A 14,178-nucleotide genomic window follows, 5' to 3' on the forward strand; every position below is an offset into this window, starting at 1 on the left:
ATCAAACTTATTTTAATACTGAGCGATTAAAAGTTAAGCTTGTAACTCACGTGCTTTAGACATAGTTAATGCTAAATCTTCAATCATGTCTTCCTGACCACCGACCGTACCACGACGACCAAGCTCCATCAGGATTTCACGTGCAGAAACGCCATATTTTGCTTCAGCGCGTTTAGCAAACAGCAGGAATGAAGAATACACACCCGCATAACCCAAAGTTGCTGCATCACGATCCGCGCGGATCGGGTTGTGCATCATTGGAATGACCAGATCTTCAGCAACGTCTTGTACTTTGAACAAGTCAACGCCAGTGTCCATGCCCATACGGTTTGCAACCGCAATGAACAACTCAAGTGGTGTATTACCCGCACCCGCACCCAAACCTGCAGATGCCAAGTCAACACGTACTGCACCGGCTTGTACCGCAGCAACCGTATTCGATACACCCATACCCAAGTTATGGTGACCGTGGAAACCGAGCTCAATGCTTGGGTCCAAGTGTTGACGTAAATGACCAACACGATCGATGACATCTTGAGGAAGCATATAGCCTGCTGAGTCAGTGACATAGATACAGTTTGCACCGTAAGACACCATCTTGTTTGCTTCTTCAAGCAATTTTTCAGGAGTCGCCATGTGAGCAAGCATTAGGAAGCCCACTGTGTCCATGTCTAACTTACGCGCAGCAGTGATGTGCTGTTCTGAGCAATCCGCTTCTGTACAGTGCGTTGCAACACGAATAGTAGAAACACCAATTTCATGCGCCATTTTTAAATGGTCAACCGTACCGATCCCAGGCAGAAGAAGTGCAGAAATTTTTGCATTCTTCATACGTGGTACAACAGCTGACAAGTATTCTTCATCCGTTGCCGCAGCGAAACCGTAGTTGACGGATGAACCGCCAAGGCCGTCACCGTGGGTTACTTCGATTAAAGGTACGCCTGCATCATCAAGCGCTGTTGAAATCGCAATCATTTGCTCAACAGTGGTTTGATGGCGCTGTGGATGCATACCATCACGCAAAGTCATATCATGAACAATAATCTTAGACATGTGGTTGCTCCTTAAGCGTCTTTATTGAATACGTGTTCTGCAAACATCTCTGCAGTACGTGCTGCAGCAGCAGTCATGATGTCAAGGTTACCGGCATATTTCGGCAGGAAATCACCAAGCCCTTCAACTTCTAAGTAAATTGACACGCGGTTGCCATCAAAAACTGGACCATTGACAAGCTTGTAACCCGGTACATATTTTTGAACTTCTTTAATCATTGCGTGTACAGATTCAGTGATCGCTGCTTGATCCGGTTCACCTTCTACCAGACAGTGAACCGTGTCACGCATCATCAGTGGTGGCTCAGCCGGGTTGATGATGATAATCGCTTTACCCTGTTTCGCACCGCCCACTTTCTCAATGGCACCGGCAGTGGTACGGGTAAATTCATCAATGTTTTTACGTGTACCTGGACCTACTGATTTAGTCGATACCGTTGCAATGATCTCACCATATTCAACAGGCTGAACGCGAGAAACCGCAGCCACCATCGGAATCGTTGCCTGACCGCCACAGGTGACCATGTTTACGTTTGGCACTTCGCCACCCACAAGCAATGCTTCCAGGTTGACCGGTGGTACGCAGAATGGACCGATCGCAGCAGGCGTTAAGTCAATCATCAGTACGCCAAGTTCATTGAGCTTGCGGCTATTTTCAGCATGTACATAAGCAGACGTTGCATCGAATGCAATTTTAATATCGTCTGCAATCACGTGAGGCAGAAGACCATCCACACCTTCAGCGGTGGTTTTTAAACCCATTTTTGCAGCACGAGCAAGACCTTCAGAAGTTGGGTCAATCCCCACCATCCACACTGGCTCTAACCATTCGCTGCGTTGTAACTTGTAAAGCAAATCAGTACCGATATTACCTGGACCGATCATTGCACATTTAATCTTTTTCATGAATGTACTCTCTTGGAATCTCGATTATTCAGCAGCAAATGCAGCTGTAACAGAACCGAAGCCTTCAATTTCAACTTTGAATTCATCGCCTGGTTGAGCCACAACCATAGGCCCTAAGGCACCTGTTAAGATAATGTCGCCTGCAAGTAATGGACGACCACGGCGTACCATTTCATCTGCCAGCCAAACTGCAGCATTGAGTGGGTTTGCAAGACATGCCTTACCCACACCTTGAGACACAACTTCGTCACCACGCGTCATGACCATTTTGCAGTTCACCAGATCAAGGTTTTCAAGTTTTACAGGTTGAGAACCTAAAACGAATGCTGCGGAAGATGCGTTATCTGCAACTGTATCAATTAAACTGATTTTCCAGTTTTCGATCCGGCTATCGACCACTTCAACTGCAGGCAGGGCATAGTCAGTGGCACTGATGATGTCAGCATAGGTATGTTTTTCTTTGGTCAAATCCTGGTTAATCACCAATGCGATTTCCGCTTCAACCTTAGGTTGAATCAGCAGACCTGCAGGAATTGCTTCACCATCGCCATAGGCCATGTCGGCAAATAACATACCGAAGTCCGGCTGATCTACACCCAGTTGCGCTTGAACGACTTTAGAGGTTAAACCAATTTTACGGCCGACCAGACGGCGACCTTCAGACAAAGCGCGCTCGGTATTCACTTCCTGAACGGCATAGGCGATATCTACGTCAGCACTTTCACCACCCAGTTCCGGGCGAATCGGTGCAATCGCAGTTTGTGATAATTCAGCGCTACGAAGTGCTTGTGCAACTGATTCAACAACAGCAGAATTCGACATCAATGTTTCCTTAAACTGCAAAAATTAGGCTTATGCCGGGATCTAAGAGGGACAGAAAATATGGACATGATCAGGCTGATCATTCGCATGGACTGCCTTTCTCAGAGCGAGCATAGGAATAAACAGTTTTAGGATGGGAAAAATACGGCGTTTGTGCCAATAGTTATTTTATTTTTTGCTATAGCTATTATCTATAAGAATAATTTATGAAAAACTAAATAAAACAAAATCTTATTATTTAAAACACATCGTTATTTAGCAAAATAACTGCCATAATATGACCGAATAAAATCAGTACAATTACGACTTTAGACTAAAAGATAAGAACCAGCGCTTAAATCTGCGGCATTCCCCAGCCAATTCAAACCGGGGAAATACTTGTTTTTCACTGCAACAAAGATAATGGATTAAACTGCTTGTTTCCATTGGACTTTAGCCAACAATGCAGTATGTAAAGCAGCCACATCATCCACGATACAGACTGGATTAAATTGAGCCAAAAGTTCAGGCGCATGCACGCCATAACTTACGCCAACACTTGGCATGGCAATATTTTGCGCCATTTCCAGATCATAAGAAGTATCACCGACCATAATCGCATGTTCAGCCTGCACACCGGTTTCCGCCAGAATTTCTTCCAACATTAATGGATGAGGTTTAGAACGGGTTTCGCTGGCTGCGCGCGTAGTCACAAACAGCTCCTCACTGTTCGTCTGTTTTAATACACGATCCAGACCTTTACGGCTTTTCCCTGTGGCTACTGCCAGCTTCACGCCTTGCTGCTGTAAATCTGCGAGCATGTGCGCTACGCCTTCAAACCAGGAATCCCCTGATGAATTCGCCACATAATGCTCTGAGTAGCTTTGTAAAATTTCCGCATGCAACTCAGGCACACTCGGGAATAAACGCTGTGCCACTTCAGGCAAACCTAAGCCAATAATGCTTTTCGCGTCTTCATCGCTTAAAGGCTGCTGAAACTGTTGTGCTGCAAACTGCAAACTCGCCACGATTTGACTGACCGAATCAAATAACGTGCCATCCCAATCAAAAATGACCAGTTTTACAGGTGTGTTCATAAGGTTTCCTAAATTTGATTCAAGGTTAGGTAGCTTTACCACCTCTCTCTAGCCCTCTCCTTGTAGAAGAGGGTAGAGAGAGGTTTAATGCCTAAAATCTCCCCTAGCCCCTCTTTAAGAAAGAGGGTTAGGGTGGATTGAATTTATTAAAAGAAAAAAATAAGTCTTTACTGAGCCGTCGGCTTATCCGCTTTCTGTGCTCTTAACTGTGCCACCAGACTCTGCATATCTTCCGGCAAAGGTGCTTCAATCATGACATAACCCGGAATTTCCAGACGCATGGCATGCAGGCAAAGACGGCGTGGTTTCGGCCCGTTATAGCCAGTTTCATGACCATATTTTTCATCGCCCACCAGCGGATGACCAATACTGAGACCATGTACACGAATCTGATGGGTACGACCCGAAAGTGGAGAGGCATAGACCAGTGTGGCATGCATAAAGCGTTCCTGCACATTCCACTGCGTCTTCGACTCTTTACCTTCTTTCGGCGATACACAGACACGACGCTCGCCATTGGCCAGCTCATAGCGATGTAAAGGCGCATCAATCAACTGACGGTCAAGTGCTACGTTACCTTTGACCACAGCAGCATAGGTTTTTTTAATTTTATGTTCACGCAGCATGTCCTGTAAGCTTTTCAGTACGCTACGTTTTTTCGAGATCATCACCAGACCAGACGTGTCACGGTCAATACGATGAATCAGTTCCAGATATTTTTTCCCAGTCGCTGCACGTAAGCCTTCGATCAGACCATATGCGACACCACTACCGCCATGTACCGCGATGCCCGAAGGTTTATTCACCACCATCAGACCTTCATCTTCATAGATCACGCGGGCCAACAAACCATTGGCAACCTTGTCAGAAATGGGCGCAGCAGATTCATCTTTTTGCTCATAACGGATCGGTGCAACACGAATCTGATCAGCAATCGCCAGTTTGGTTTCCGCCTTGATGCGTTTTTTATTGACGCGCACCTGGCCTTCACGAATCAGGCGATAGATACGGCTTTTTGGCACACCTTTCAAACGACTAAACAGGAAATTATCGATGCGTTGTCCATCTTGATGTTCATCCACTTCAAACCAAGTGACGTTTTGCCATTGTTGCGTAGAATTCATACAGTTACTATGACCCAAAAAATACTAAAATTGATTAAAAACTGATCGCTTAGGTTATGCTTTACACAAGAAACATAAGCTTAGCCCATAGGCAGATGATGCAAGGTTTGATATAGTCAGCGCACGGAAACCATCGTTTGTGGGTAAAAGTTGAATCATTTCAGATTTTTCTGAACTTGATTGTTCAATTAAAGACTCACATGATACGGGAAGGTCCCCAAAGAATTATGCCGACGCCGAAGGCTTATTATATCGGCAAACAAAGCAAACTGTTGCGTTTAATTGTACCTCAGGTACATAAATCAGTTTGTCTTAAAAAATATGTCGCCAACTTTCGTTGGTTTTTAAACGTAAACTGATACACATCAGATTAGTCGCACCCTGAAGACGACTTCAGGCTACAGCGTCGATGCATTGGATCTGCACAGTTTGTAAAGATACGACGACAATTCCGTATCAAGACACTTTCTATAAAGAAGGGATGATCTTCGAGCAATGTGACAGTGAAAGTTACATACATCCAATGCACCGCTCGTCCGCCAGTGAAGCGTTCAGGTGACTTTAATCCGTTTAAAGATTGAAGCCGTATTGCCATCATCAATACGTGAATCAAAACCGAAGCCTATCTATACAAGTAGAAGCCGGTAAGAAAAGACTCAGACCACAATGAAATTCATTGCAGATTTGAGCCATTGATCCGTGATGTGTGATGTTCGCTACGTGTATAGCGATTTTTTGCTGTGTATCACTATAAGGTGTTACACCCATGAAACGTATGTTGATTAATGCAACACATGCCGAAGAAATTCGCGTTGCACTTGTCACTGGTCAGCGTCTTTACGATTTTGATTTAGAGAATCGTACCCGTGAACAAAAAAAATCCAATATCTATAAAGGTCACGTGACTCGCGTTGAGCCTTCTTTAGAAGCTGTATTCGTCGAATATGGTGCAGGTCGTCAAGGCTTCCTGTCGATGCGTGAAATTGCAAACTCATATTACAAAGCCGACCCTCGCCAGACCTCAAATATCCGTGAACTGATTACGGAAGGTACCGAGCTTTTGGTTCAGGTGGAAAAAGAAGAGCGTGGCAATAAAGGCGCTGCCCTGTCTACGTTTATTTCACTTGCTGGCCGTTACCTGGTTTTAATGCCAAACAACCCGAAAGGTGGTGGTATCAGCCGTCAAATTTCTGGTGCTGTGCGTGAAGAACTGAAAGAAATGCTGGCGACGCTTAACGTACCACGTGGCATGAGCGTGATTGTGCGTACTGCCGGCATCGGCCGTTCACAAGAAGAGCTGCAACTTGATCTGCAACATCTGCTTGACCTTTGGGCACAAATCCAGAAAACAGCAAGTTCTGGCCCATCTCCAATGTTGGTGCATCAGGAAGCGGGTGTGGTGACACGTGCCATTCGTGACTACCTGCGTGATGATGTTGCGGAAATTCTGATTGACTCTGAGCAAGCCTATAACGAAGCTTATAACTTCGTAAAAGCAGTGATGCCACGTCAACTCGACAAACTAAAAACCTATACCTTAAATGAGCCTTTATTTGCTCATTTCGCGATTGAAAGCCAGATTCAGACTGCCTATGAACGTGAAGTAAAACTGCCTTCTGGCGGTTCGATCGTCATCGATCAAACTGAAGCTTTGGTGTCGATCGATATCAACTCAGCAAAATCGACCCGCGGTAGTGATGTTGAAGATACTGCGCTGAACACCAATATTGAAGCTGCAGAAGAAATTGCGCGTCAATTGCGTTTACGCGATATCGGCGGCCTGGTGGTGATCGACTTTATCGACATGACCAAAGATCGCAACCAGCGTATGGTGGAAGCGAAACTTCGTGAAGCGACCCAGAGTGACCGTGCCCGTATTCAATTCGGTCAATTGTCACGTTTTGGCCTGATGGAAATGAGCCGTCAGCGTCTACGTCCTTCTCTTGAAGAAGCGACTGGCTATGTCTGCCCACGCTGTCATGGTACTGGCATGGTACGTGACTTGCGTTCACTTTCACTTTCAATCATGCGTAAAGTGGAAGAGATTGCGCTGCGTGAACGTCAAGGTGAAGTTCAGGTCGAAGTTCCGGTCGAAATTGCTGCATTCATGTTGAATGAAAAGCGTCATACCTTGGTATATCTGGAACAGACCTCGAATGTACGTGTGACAGTATTGCCGCATCCGCATCTAGAAACACCGCATTATGAAATTACCTATAATGCCGAAGGCTTTGCCCCAACCAGCTATGAACGTACCGAAGCGACCCGTTCAAGTGAAAAAGAATTGGGCTATGAGTCTTCTGAATGGCATCTAGAAGAAGAGCAGCATGCGCAACACGCAGCACCAGCGCCTTCACAGCCGCAACAAAACAACGGCCGTAATAACAATAAACGCCGCAATCCACAAAACCAGCCGGCTCAACCGCAAGTGGCACAGCAAACACCTGTACAGGCAGTAGCTCCAGTAGCTTCAAGCAGCCCATGTGCATGGTTAGAAAACCTGTTTGTACAAAAACAGGCAGCGACTGTTGATCCATCACGTACTGCCAATAATGCTGCAGCAGCGATTGAACAAATGATCAATGGCGGTGCGGTAAGTCGTGGCCAGTTCGGTCAGGTGGCTGCACCGGTTGCACAGCCAGCACCACAGCACGTAGCACAACCTGCTGCTGTATCAAGCAACAATAATGCTTACCTGGCACCATCGACTGTTGCACAAAAACAGGAACGTGATGCGGCAGAAAAACCGGCAGAGCGTGAAGAAAGGGCACCACGTCACAACAAGAAACCGCGCAATCCGAACCCGAAGCACAAAGAACCGCGCGAGCAGGTTCAGTCTGAAGCTCCTGCACCTCAGCAACATCAAGTGCATGAAGAAGTGGTTCAGGTGTCTCGTCAAGAACAACGCCATGAAGCACGTGAAAACAAGCGTCATTCTCGCCGTCAGCATCACAACGAGCCAGCGCAGCAAAATGATGTTCAGAACAATGAACAACAGCCACAACAGGCAATGCCGCGCCGTGACCGCCGCAACCAGCAACGTCCGGAACGCCCAAATCGCCACCGCGATCCAAGTGTTCTGAACGAACAAGCGCCTCAGGCAGCTCCTGCAGTTGTTGAAGCGCCGGCCGTCAATGACAAGCAGCTTCGTGTTGAATTGGTCGATGCACCCCGTCCGGATGTGATGCCAACAGCAATGGTCGTAAATATTGACCAGGCAAAAAGCGAAATCGTGGCATTGAATGACAATGCTACAGTTGCAACGCCAGCAGTTGAAGTCACTGCACCGGCAGATGCGCCAGTTGAAGCGGCTGCAGCTGAAAATGTGGTTGAAGCCACCTTGACAGCTCCTGTGGAAGAAATTGTAGCGACTGAAGCAACGTCTGAAAAAACACGGGCTAGCAACGATCCGCGTCAGCGTCGTCGCCAGCAGCGTGCAGCACAGTCGCAACAACCTGCAGCTCAGCAGTTAACACCGTCACAAGTGCCAACTTTGGGCCAGTTCACCATTGGTAGCCTGATTCGTCATGTCTATGGTGAAGACTGCTCAGTGCTGATCGAACAGTTTGGTTTATTACCAACCTTCAACCGTGCTTTAGAAAAGTTCACGAAAGAGTACAACGCGAGTCTGGTGGCTGCCGCAGCGCCTGCTGCTGCAGAGAAAAAACCGGTCACCCGTGATGTTGAAGTAACGGTAGCCAAGGTTGAAGCAGAGCCTGCTCCAGTCCTGGACCTGAACCCACCAAAACCGGTCTCAGACAAGCGTGTTGCCAACGATCCACGTGAGCGTCGCCGTTTGGCCAAACAGGCTGCGGAGCAGGCTTTGCAACAAGCCAAACAGCAGGCAAAGGTGGAAGCCGCGCCGTCAGTTGAAGCTGCGCCAGAACCTGTAGCAGTAGAAGCACCAGCTGAACCTGTTGAAGCAGCTGTAACTGAAGCACCTGTAGCATCGGAAGCAGTGGTTGAAACGACGGAAAATACTCAACCGACGGAACCAGCAACTGAAACCGCAGCACCAGTAGAAGTGACCACTGAAGTTGCACCAGCTGAAGTTCAGGTCGAAGAAGCTGCTCCAGCTGAAGCAAGTGCTGAAACAGAAGCGCCTGTGGCAAAAAGCAAAGATGTGGCAGAAGCGACCGTAGAGGAAGCTGAAGCCAGCGAAGCGGAAAAAGCCGAGAAGCAAGCTGCTCGCCCGCGTCGTCCACGTGGCCGTCCACCGAAAAAAGCCAATACTGCAACTGAGTCATAATTTGCCCAATTGCAGTCACATAAAAAAACCTAGTCATTTCGATGACTAGGTTTTTTTTGCTAGATTTGGTCAAAATAGGTAGATTGCACTAGCTTTTTAACGTTAAAAGATGGATAGCTTGTCTACTGTATATAAATTAAACCTATCGGATACGAAAAACAAATAGGATTCTCATGACCCAAATGAAACCGCACGATCTTATTGGTATTGCAGATGTCGCTGCCAAAATCCCGGCCTTCTTAATCAAAGTGCCTAATTTGCTGACTGGGCTAAGACAGGCTTATTTACGTACTCCGAATACACCGGCCGGTCTGGGTCTGGCTTTTGAAAAAGCTTCACAGCGCAATCCTGAAGGTATCGCTTTGCGTTTTGAAGATCAAAGCTATAGTTATACCGCTCTTAATGCCTGGGCCAACCAGATTGCCCATTTCTATCTATCCTTGGGCGCCAAGAAAGGTGATGTTGTTGCTGTCATGGTCGAGAACCGCCCTGAACTGATTGCCAGCGTGATTGGTCTGGCTAAACTGGGTGTGACCACCGCTCTGGTCAATACCTCTCAAGTCGGCAAAGTGCTGACGCACAGTATCAATCTGGTCAAACCGATTGCCCTGATTGTCGGTGAAGAATGTCGTCATGCAGTCAACGAAATTCGTAATGACCTGAATATTAGCAGTGACCGCTTGCACTGGTTTGCAGATCAAAATACTCAAGCCGATCCGGGTCAGGCACCTGAAGGCTTTATCAACCTGGCTGAAAAAACCGATCTCTCCCCTAAGTTCAATCCATCGACCACCCATTCAGTGCAGGGCAAAGACGGGCTGTTCTATATTTACACCTCGGGTACCACGGGCCTACCTAAGGCAGTCATCTTTACCAACGGGCGCTGGACGCTGGCTTATGGCACCTATGGCCATGTGCTAAACCTGAAGAAAGATGATGTGATGTACTGCACCCTGCCGCTTTATCATGCCACAGGCATGGTGGTGTGCTGGTGTGGCGTGATTGCAGGTGCAGGAACGCTTGCGATTCGACGTAAATTCTCGACCTCCTCCTTCTGGAAAGATGTAAAGAAATTTGATGCCTCTGCAATTGGCTATGTCGGTGAATTGTGCCGCTATCTGATGGATGCCCCTCCCTCTGAACTGGAAAAAGACCATCGGGTCACCCGAATGATCGGAAATGGCATGCGCCCGAATATCTGGGACAAGTTCAAATCCCGTTTTGGGATTCAGGAAGTACTGGAATTGTATGCGTCCAGTGAAGGCAATGTCGGTTTTAGCAATATTTTCAATTTTGATAATACCGTCGGTTTCTCCCCGACACCCTATGCCATTATTGCCTTTGATAAAGATAAAAATGAACCGGTTCGGGATAACAAGGGTCACTGCAAACGGGTGAAAAAAGGTGAAACTGGTTTACTGATTGGTAAAATTACCCGTCGCTCACCCTTTGATGGTTATACCGACCCGGAAAAAAACAAGTCCGTGATCATGCAGGATGTATTTGGCAAAGGTGATGCTTATTTCAATACGGGCGATCTGGTACGTAATATCGGCTTTCGTCATGCCCAGTTTGTCGACCGCTTAGGTGATACTTTCCGCTGGAAAGGTGAAAATGTCTCGACCACCGAAGTCGAAAATATGCTGACCGAGTATGACAAAATTGTTGAAGCCGTGGTCTATGGCGTTGAAATTCCAAATACCAATGGTCGTGCCGGGATGGCAGCGCTGACCTTAAAACCAGATATGCAACTGGATCAAGAAGACCTGCAACAGATGGTCAGCACCTTTAAACAGTGCTTGCCTGCTTATGCCGTTCCGGTGTTTTTACGTATCCAGCAGCAAGTCGAAACGACAGGCACCTTTAAATACCAGAAAAACAGGTTGAAAGAGCAAGCATTTGATCCGAATAAAACCGATGAACGCCTGTTGGTTCTCTTACCAGGTGCAACGGCCTATTCTGAGCTCACAGCAGAGATTTTTGCCAACATTCAGGCCTACCAATATCGCTTCTAAGTACTGAAGTTGCCTATTTTTTGTTTAGATAAAGCACAATTGTTCTATTTATAATCAAACATGGGCAACTTTGTTATTTTTTGCTTGCGCTGAAATGAGATCTTGCTACAATACGCTCCATCAAACAAAGTGGTGCTTTAAGCTATTTAGCTTGACTTGCACTATACATTCAAACCTAGTTTGAATGCCGGTTCAGGGCCGTTAGCTCAGTTGGTAGAGCAGTGGACTTTTAATCCATTGGTCCCGCGTTCGAGTCGCGGACGGCCCACCATTTCTTTGATATCCCTTGATGGGCCGTTAGCTCAGTTGGTAGAGCAGTGGACTTTTAATCCATTGGTCCCGCGTTCGAGTCGCGGACGGCCCACCATCATTCTAAAACATCAGTTTTAGAAATCTCAATCAAATTCATTTTGATTACCCAGAATGGGCCGTTAGCTCAGTTGGTAGAGCAGTGGACTTTTAATCCATTGGTCCCGCGTTCGAGTCGCGGACGGCCCACCATTCTTTGCTTAGAATGTCTTCTGAAACATCCCTTACACTATTTTGATTTGCTTTCTATCAGCTGCTATTATATTTTCACGCTTGGATTTTAGGCTGATTTGTCTTCAAAACTTGTTTTGATTTTTAAACAGTTATAAATAGTTTTCTTTAATCTAATTCTAAAAAAAAGAGCAGCGCCGTTTCTTATCGCATTATTTTCTAATATCAAATGTGGTGTCTTTTACCAGTTCATAAGCTTTAGAGGGTGCAGGATAGCCGCGATCAAATAATTCACGATTGATTCTTTCCTTTTCACTATAGATTTTGTCCAGATTCATCACCAGATGGTTCGAATCCTTAATCGTATAATAAAAGCTCGCCCCTTCTTTGCGACTCACCACCACCTCGGTACGCTCCGGATTGATAAACCAACGGTCTTTGCGATAGGTGATATTGCTGGCAGTGCTACTTTTGGCATTATCAATAAACACTTTGCCATACTGCAAAATGCTGCGATGCACCGTACCATCCGGCATTAAGGTCAAAATAAATTCTGCCTTACCCTCATTGCAGGGCGCAAAGTTACCATCACAGTCGATCTCGGTATAATAGCGGCCGATAAAATCTTTGGCATAATCTGGTACGACGGCCAGATTTGACTCGGTTTCTGCCCGAAGGGTAGCTTGCCCTGCTACCTGAGTTAAAGATTTTGCACTCACCGGCACGACATCAGGCTGTGCATTCGCAGCGGAAATTTTCACCCCCTCCTGTCCTGATTCTGCCTGAAGCTCCTGCTCAGGCTTGACTTGATGGCGATCACAAGCCTGTAGTATGCCCATCCCCCCCAACATTAGGCCGAATTTAAAAAAACTGCTTAATGTACAACTTGATACATCCAATTTCATTTTAAAGCATACCTAAATTAGGAAACACAGCACGTACAGAGCACATTGCAAGCCAATGAACTTTACACAAGAGTTCAATAGAATTTTCACTATGTTAGTGGCTCTTAGAGCTGGATTTAATCTTTATTAACATTACTTAACGAATTTATTTGCAATCAGCACTTTAAAAATTTTGATCCAACTCCATTTTTGAAGTATGGATCTGTTTTAGGATTCAACCCTATTTTTAATCAGGAGATTTTAATGGCCAATGTTGGTTTATATCGCTCTAACCGCTCAAACATGATTGCAGGTGTGATGGGTGGTATTGCTGAACGTTTTGGTTGGAACGCAAATTTATTACGCCTTATCTTTGTGGTGATTTCGGTCATGAGTGCTGCATTTCCGGGTATTCTGGTCTATCTGGTTCTGTGGTTAATCATGCCAAAAAAGCAGTACAGCATTGAACAGGACAAGGTTCAGCAAGTTCAGGGCTATCAAAATCCTGTGCGCACCGTCAATCAGGATAAACGCTATTAATCTGCATCCTAATTTATAGCAAGATGTATTGAAGTGCTTCCTCCTTCACCCAGTCTAATGGGGTGAGATTTTGATGCCACGATAATTCCCCTAGATTATCGTGGCTTTTTTTTGCCTATATTTTTGTTATTTCTATGCTGTATGACAGCTTTTTACTTTATCTTTTAGCTCAATTAGCGATAAATTCAATATTCCAATGTTTGAAATGGATGTCAGATGACTCAGGCAGAATGGATGATGCTCTGGCTCTGTGCCTTAGCTGCACTGCTGCATGGTTTAAGCGGATTCGGCTTTCCCATGATGAGTACAGCCGTTCTGTCCAGTGAATATCCGCTGAGTATGGCAGTGACGCTTGTGATTCTGCCCTGCCTGCTGCTTAACCTGATTATGCTCAATGCCGATCCACAGCATGGCCTGTTCAGCAGTATGGGCTATTATCTCAAACGTTATTGGCCCTTAATCCTGAGTAGCCTGCTGGGAAGCATGCTCGGAGTTCAGTTATTATTCTGGTTGAATGAAGGGATTCTAAAATTATTGCTGGGTCTGGTGATGGTGTTCTATGTACTCGACCAGCTAAGAACACGGCCGCTGCAAGTCAGTTCTCATGTTTCCAGTATGCTGTATTTTGGTTTGCTGGCCGGCATCATTGGAGGCGCCACCAATGCCATGGCACCTTTTCTGATGATGTATCTGATGAGCTGCCAGCTGTCTAAAACCGACATCGTCATTATCAGCAATCTCAATTTTATTGCCAGTAAACTGATTCAGCTGGTTTGGCTCTTTCCCCTTCTGATTGCATTTGAAGTCCCCCAACAGCATATTCTGATCGGGATAAGCTTATTTGCACTTGCTGGCGTCTGGATTGGAGGAAAAATACGCCACCGTTTATCTCAGCAGCATTTTAAACGTATGGTACTTGGCCTGCTTTTACTTCTTGGCCTCTATGCACTTTGGCAAAGTGCTGCATTAATACAACAGTCGAACTACAGCATTTTCAAGTAGGATGTTTTTCAAACACACCAAACAATCA

10 protein-coding genes and 3 tRNA genes are annotated in these 14,178 nt (G+C 46.0%); 7 read left to right on the plus strand and 6 right to left on the minus strand.

From position 1 onward, the window contains the following. Positions 1-33 precede the first annotated feature (33 nt). The 5 genes from dmpG to FTU45_RS03525 form a co-directional block, all read right to left on the minus strand. The gene (gene dmpG, locus FTU45_RS03505; RefSeq protein WP_005107995.1) at positions 34-1,053 is read right to left on the minus strand and encodes a 4-hydroxy-2-oxovalerate aldolase; all 1,020 of its coding nucleotides are present in this window, start codon (positions 1,051-1,053) and stop codon (positions 34-36) included. An 11-nt stretch (positions 1,054-1,064) separates the two neighbouring features. After that, positions 1,065-1,958, minus strand: a complete 894-nt coding sequence (locus FTU45_RS03510; RefSeq protein ID WP_074383969.1) for an acetaldehyde dehydrogenase (acetylating) — start codon at positions 1,956-1,958, stop codon at positions 1,065-1,067. Positions 1,959-1,982: 24 nt separating this feature from the next. Next, positions 1,983-2,780 (minus strand): 2-keto-4-pentenoate hydratase, encoded by a 798-nt coding sequence (locus FTU45_RS03515; protein WP_074383968.1) that lies wholly within the window; start codon positions 2,778-2,780, stop codon positions 1,983-1,985. Positions 2,781-3,187: 407 nt separating this feature from the next. Next, complete coding sequence (locus FTU45_RS03520) at positions 3,188-3,856, minus strand: HAD-IA family hydrolase (protein WP_074383967.1); 669 nt, start codon at positions 3,854-3,856, stop codon at positions 3,188-3,190. Positions 3,857-4,023: 167 nt separating this feature from the next. Further along, on the minus strand, positions 4,024-4,980 hold the full coding sequence (locus FTU45_RS03525) for an RluA family pseudouridine synthase (protein ID WP_180075937.1): 957 nt from the start codon (positions 4,978-4,980) through the stop codon (positions 4,024-4,026). Positions 4,981-5,746: 766 nt separating this feature from the next. Between FTU45_RS03525 and FTU45_RS03530 the strand changes: the two genes are divergently transcribed. The 5 genes from FTU45_RS03530 (at position 5,747) to FTU45_RS03550 (ending at position 11,745) form a co-directional block, all read left to right on the plus strand. Continuing rightward, positions 5,747-9,229 (plus strand): Rne/Rng family ribonuclease, encoded by a 3,483-nt coding sequence (locus FTU45_RS03530; protein ID WP_074383965.1) that lies wholly within the window; start codon positions 5,747-5,749, stop codon positions 9,227-9,229. A 173-nt stretch (positions 9,230-9,402) separates the two neighbouring features. Then, positions 9,403-11,244, plus strand: coding sequence for a long-chain-acyl-CoA synthetase (locus FTU45_RS03535; RefSeq protein WP_180075938.1), 1,842 nt, complete (start codon positions 9,403-9,405; stop codon positions 11,242-11,244). Positions 11,245-11,439: 195 nt separating this feature from the next. Then, positions 11,440-11,515 (plus strand) — tRNA-Lys (locus FTU45_RS03540). 20 nt (positions 11,516-11,535) lie between these two features. Continuing rightward, positions 11,536-11,611, plus strand: a tRNA-Lys gene (locus FTU45_RS03545). A gap of 58 nt (positions 11,612-11,669) precedes the next feature. Further along, a tRNA-Lys gene (locus tag FTU45_RS03550) sits at positions 11,670-11,745 on the plus strand. 191 nt (positions 11,746-11,936) lie between these two features. Here the strand turns inward: FTU45_RS03550 and FTU45_RS03555 are convergent. After that, positions 11,937-12,629 carry a hypothetical protein gene (locus tag FTU45_RS03555; protein ID WP_005172899.1) on the minus strand — a complete coding sequence of 231 codons (693 nt, stop codon included), beginning with the start codon at positions 12,627-12,629 and terminating at the stop codon, positions 11,937-11,939. A gap of 243 nt (positions 12,630-12,872) precedes the next feature. Between FTU45_RS03555 and FTU45_RS03560 the strand changes: the two genes are divergently transcribed. Then, positions 12,873-13,148: a PspC domain-containing protein gene (locus tag FTU45_RS03560; protein WP_005095409.1), complete on the plus strand. Its 276-nt coding sequence runs from the start codon at positions 12,873-12,875 to the stop codon at positions 13,146-13,148. A gap of 216 nt (positions 13,149-13,364) precedes the next feature. After that, positions 13,365-14,150 carry a sulfite exporter TauE/SafE family protein gene (locus tag FTU45_RS03565; RefSeq protein ID WP_180075939.1) on the plus strand — a complete coding sequence of 262 codons (786 nt, stop codon included), beginning with the start codon at positions 13,365-13,367 and terminating at the stop codon, positions 14,148-14,150. Positions 14,151-14,178: the final 28 nt, after the last annotated feature.

Origin of the sequence: Acinetobacter sp. YH12106 (assembly GCF_013418995.1) — a bacterium.
GTDB classification, from domain to species: Bacteria; Pseudomonadota; Gammaproteobacteria; order Pseudomonadales; family Moraxellaceae; genus Acinetobacter; species Acinetobacter pseudolwoffii.

Coding starts and splice junctions, on each gene's coding strand:
- dmpG (WP_005107995.1), bottom strand. CDS start 1,053: ATGTCTAAGATTATTGTTCATGATATGACTTTGCGTGATGGTATGCAT.
- FTU45_RS03510 (WP_074383969.1), bottom strand. CDS start 1,958: ATGAAAAAGATTAAATGTGCAATGATCGGTCCAGGTAATATCGGTACT.
- FTU45_RS03515 (WP_074383968.1), bottom strand. CDS start 2,780: ATGTCGAATTCTGCTGTTGTTGAATCAGTTGCACAAGCACTTCGTAGC.
- FTU45_RS03520 (WP_074383967.1), bottom strand. CDS start 3,856: ATGAACACACCTGTAAAACTGGTCATTTTTGATTGGGATGGCACGTTA.
- FTU45_RS03525 (WP_180075937.1), bottom strand. CDS start 4,980: ATGAATTCTACGCAACAATGGCAAAACGTCACTTGGTTTGAAGTGGAT.
- FTU45_RS03530 (WP_074383965.1), top strand. CDS start 5,747: ATGAAACGTATGTTGATTAATGCAACACATGCCGAAGAAATTCGCGTT.
- FTU45_RS03535 (WP_180075938.1), top strand. CDS start 9,403: ATGACCCAAATGAAACCGCACGATCTTATTGGTATTGCAGATGTCGCT.
- FTU45_RS03555 (WP_005172899.1), bottom strand. CDS start 12,629: ATGAAATTGGATGTATCAAGTTGTACATTAAGCAGTTTTTTTAAATTC.
- FTU45_RS03560 (WP_005095409.1), top strand. CDS start 12,873: ATGGCCAATGTTGGTTTATATCGCTCTAACCGCTCAAACATGATTGCA.
- FTU45_RS03565 (WP_180075939.1), top strand. CDS start 13,365: ATGACTCAGGCAGAATGGATGATGCTCTGGCTCTGTGCCTTAGCTGCA.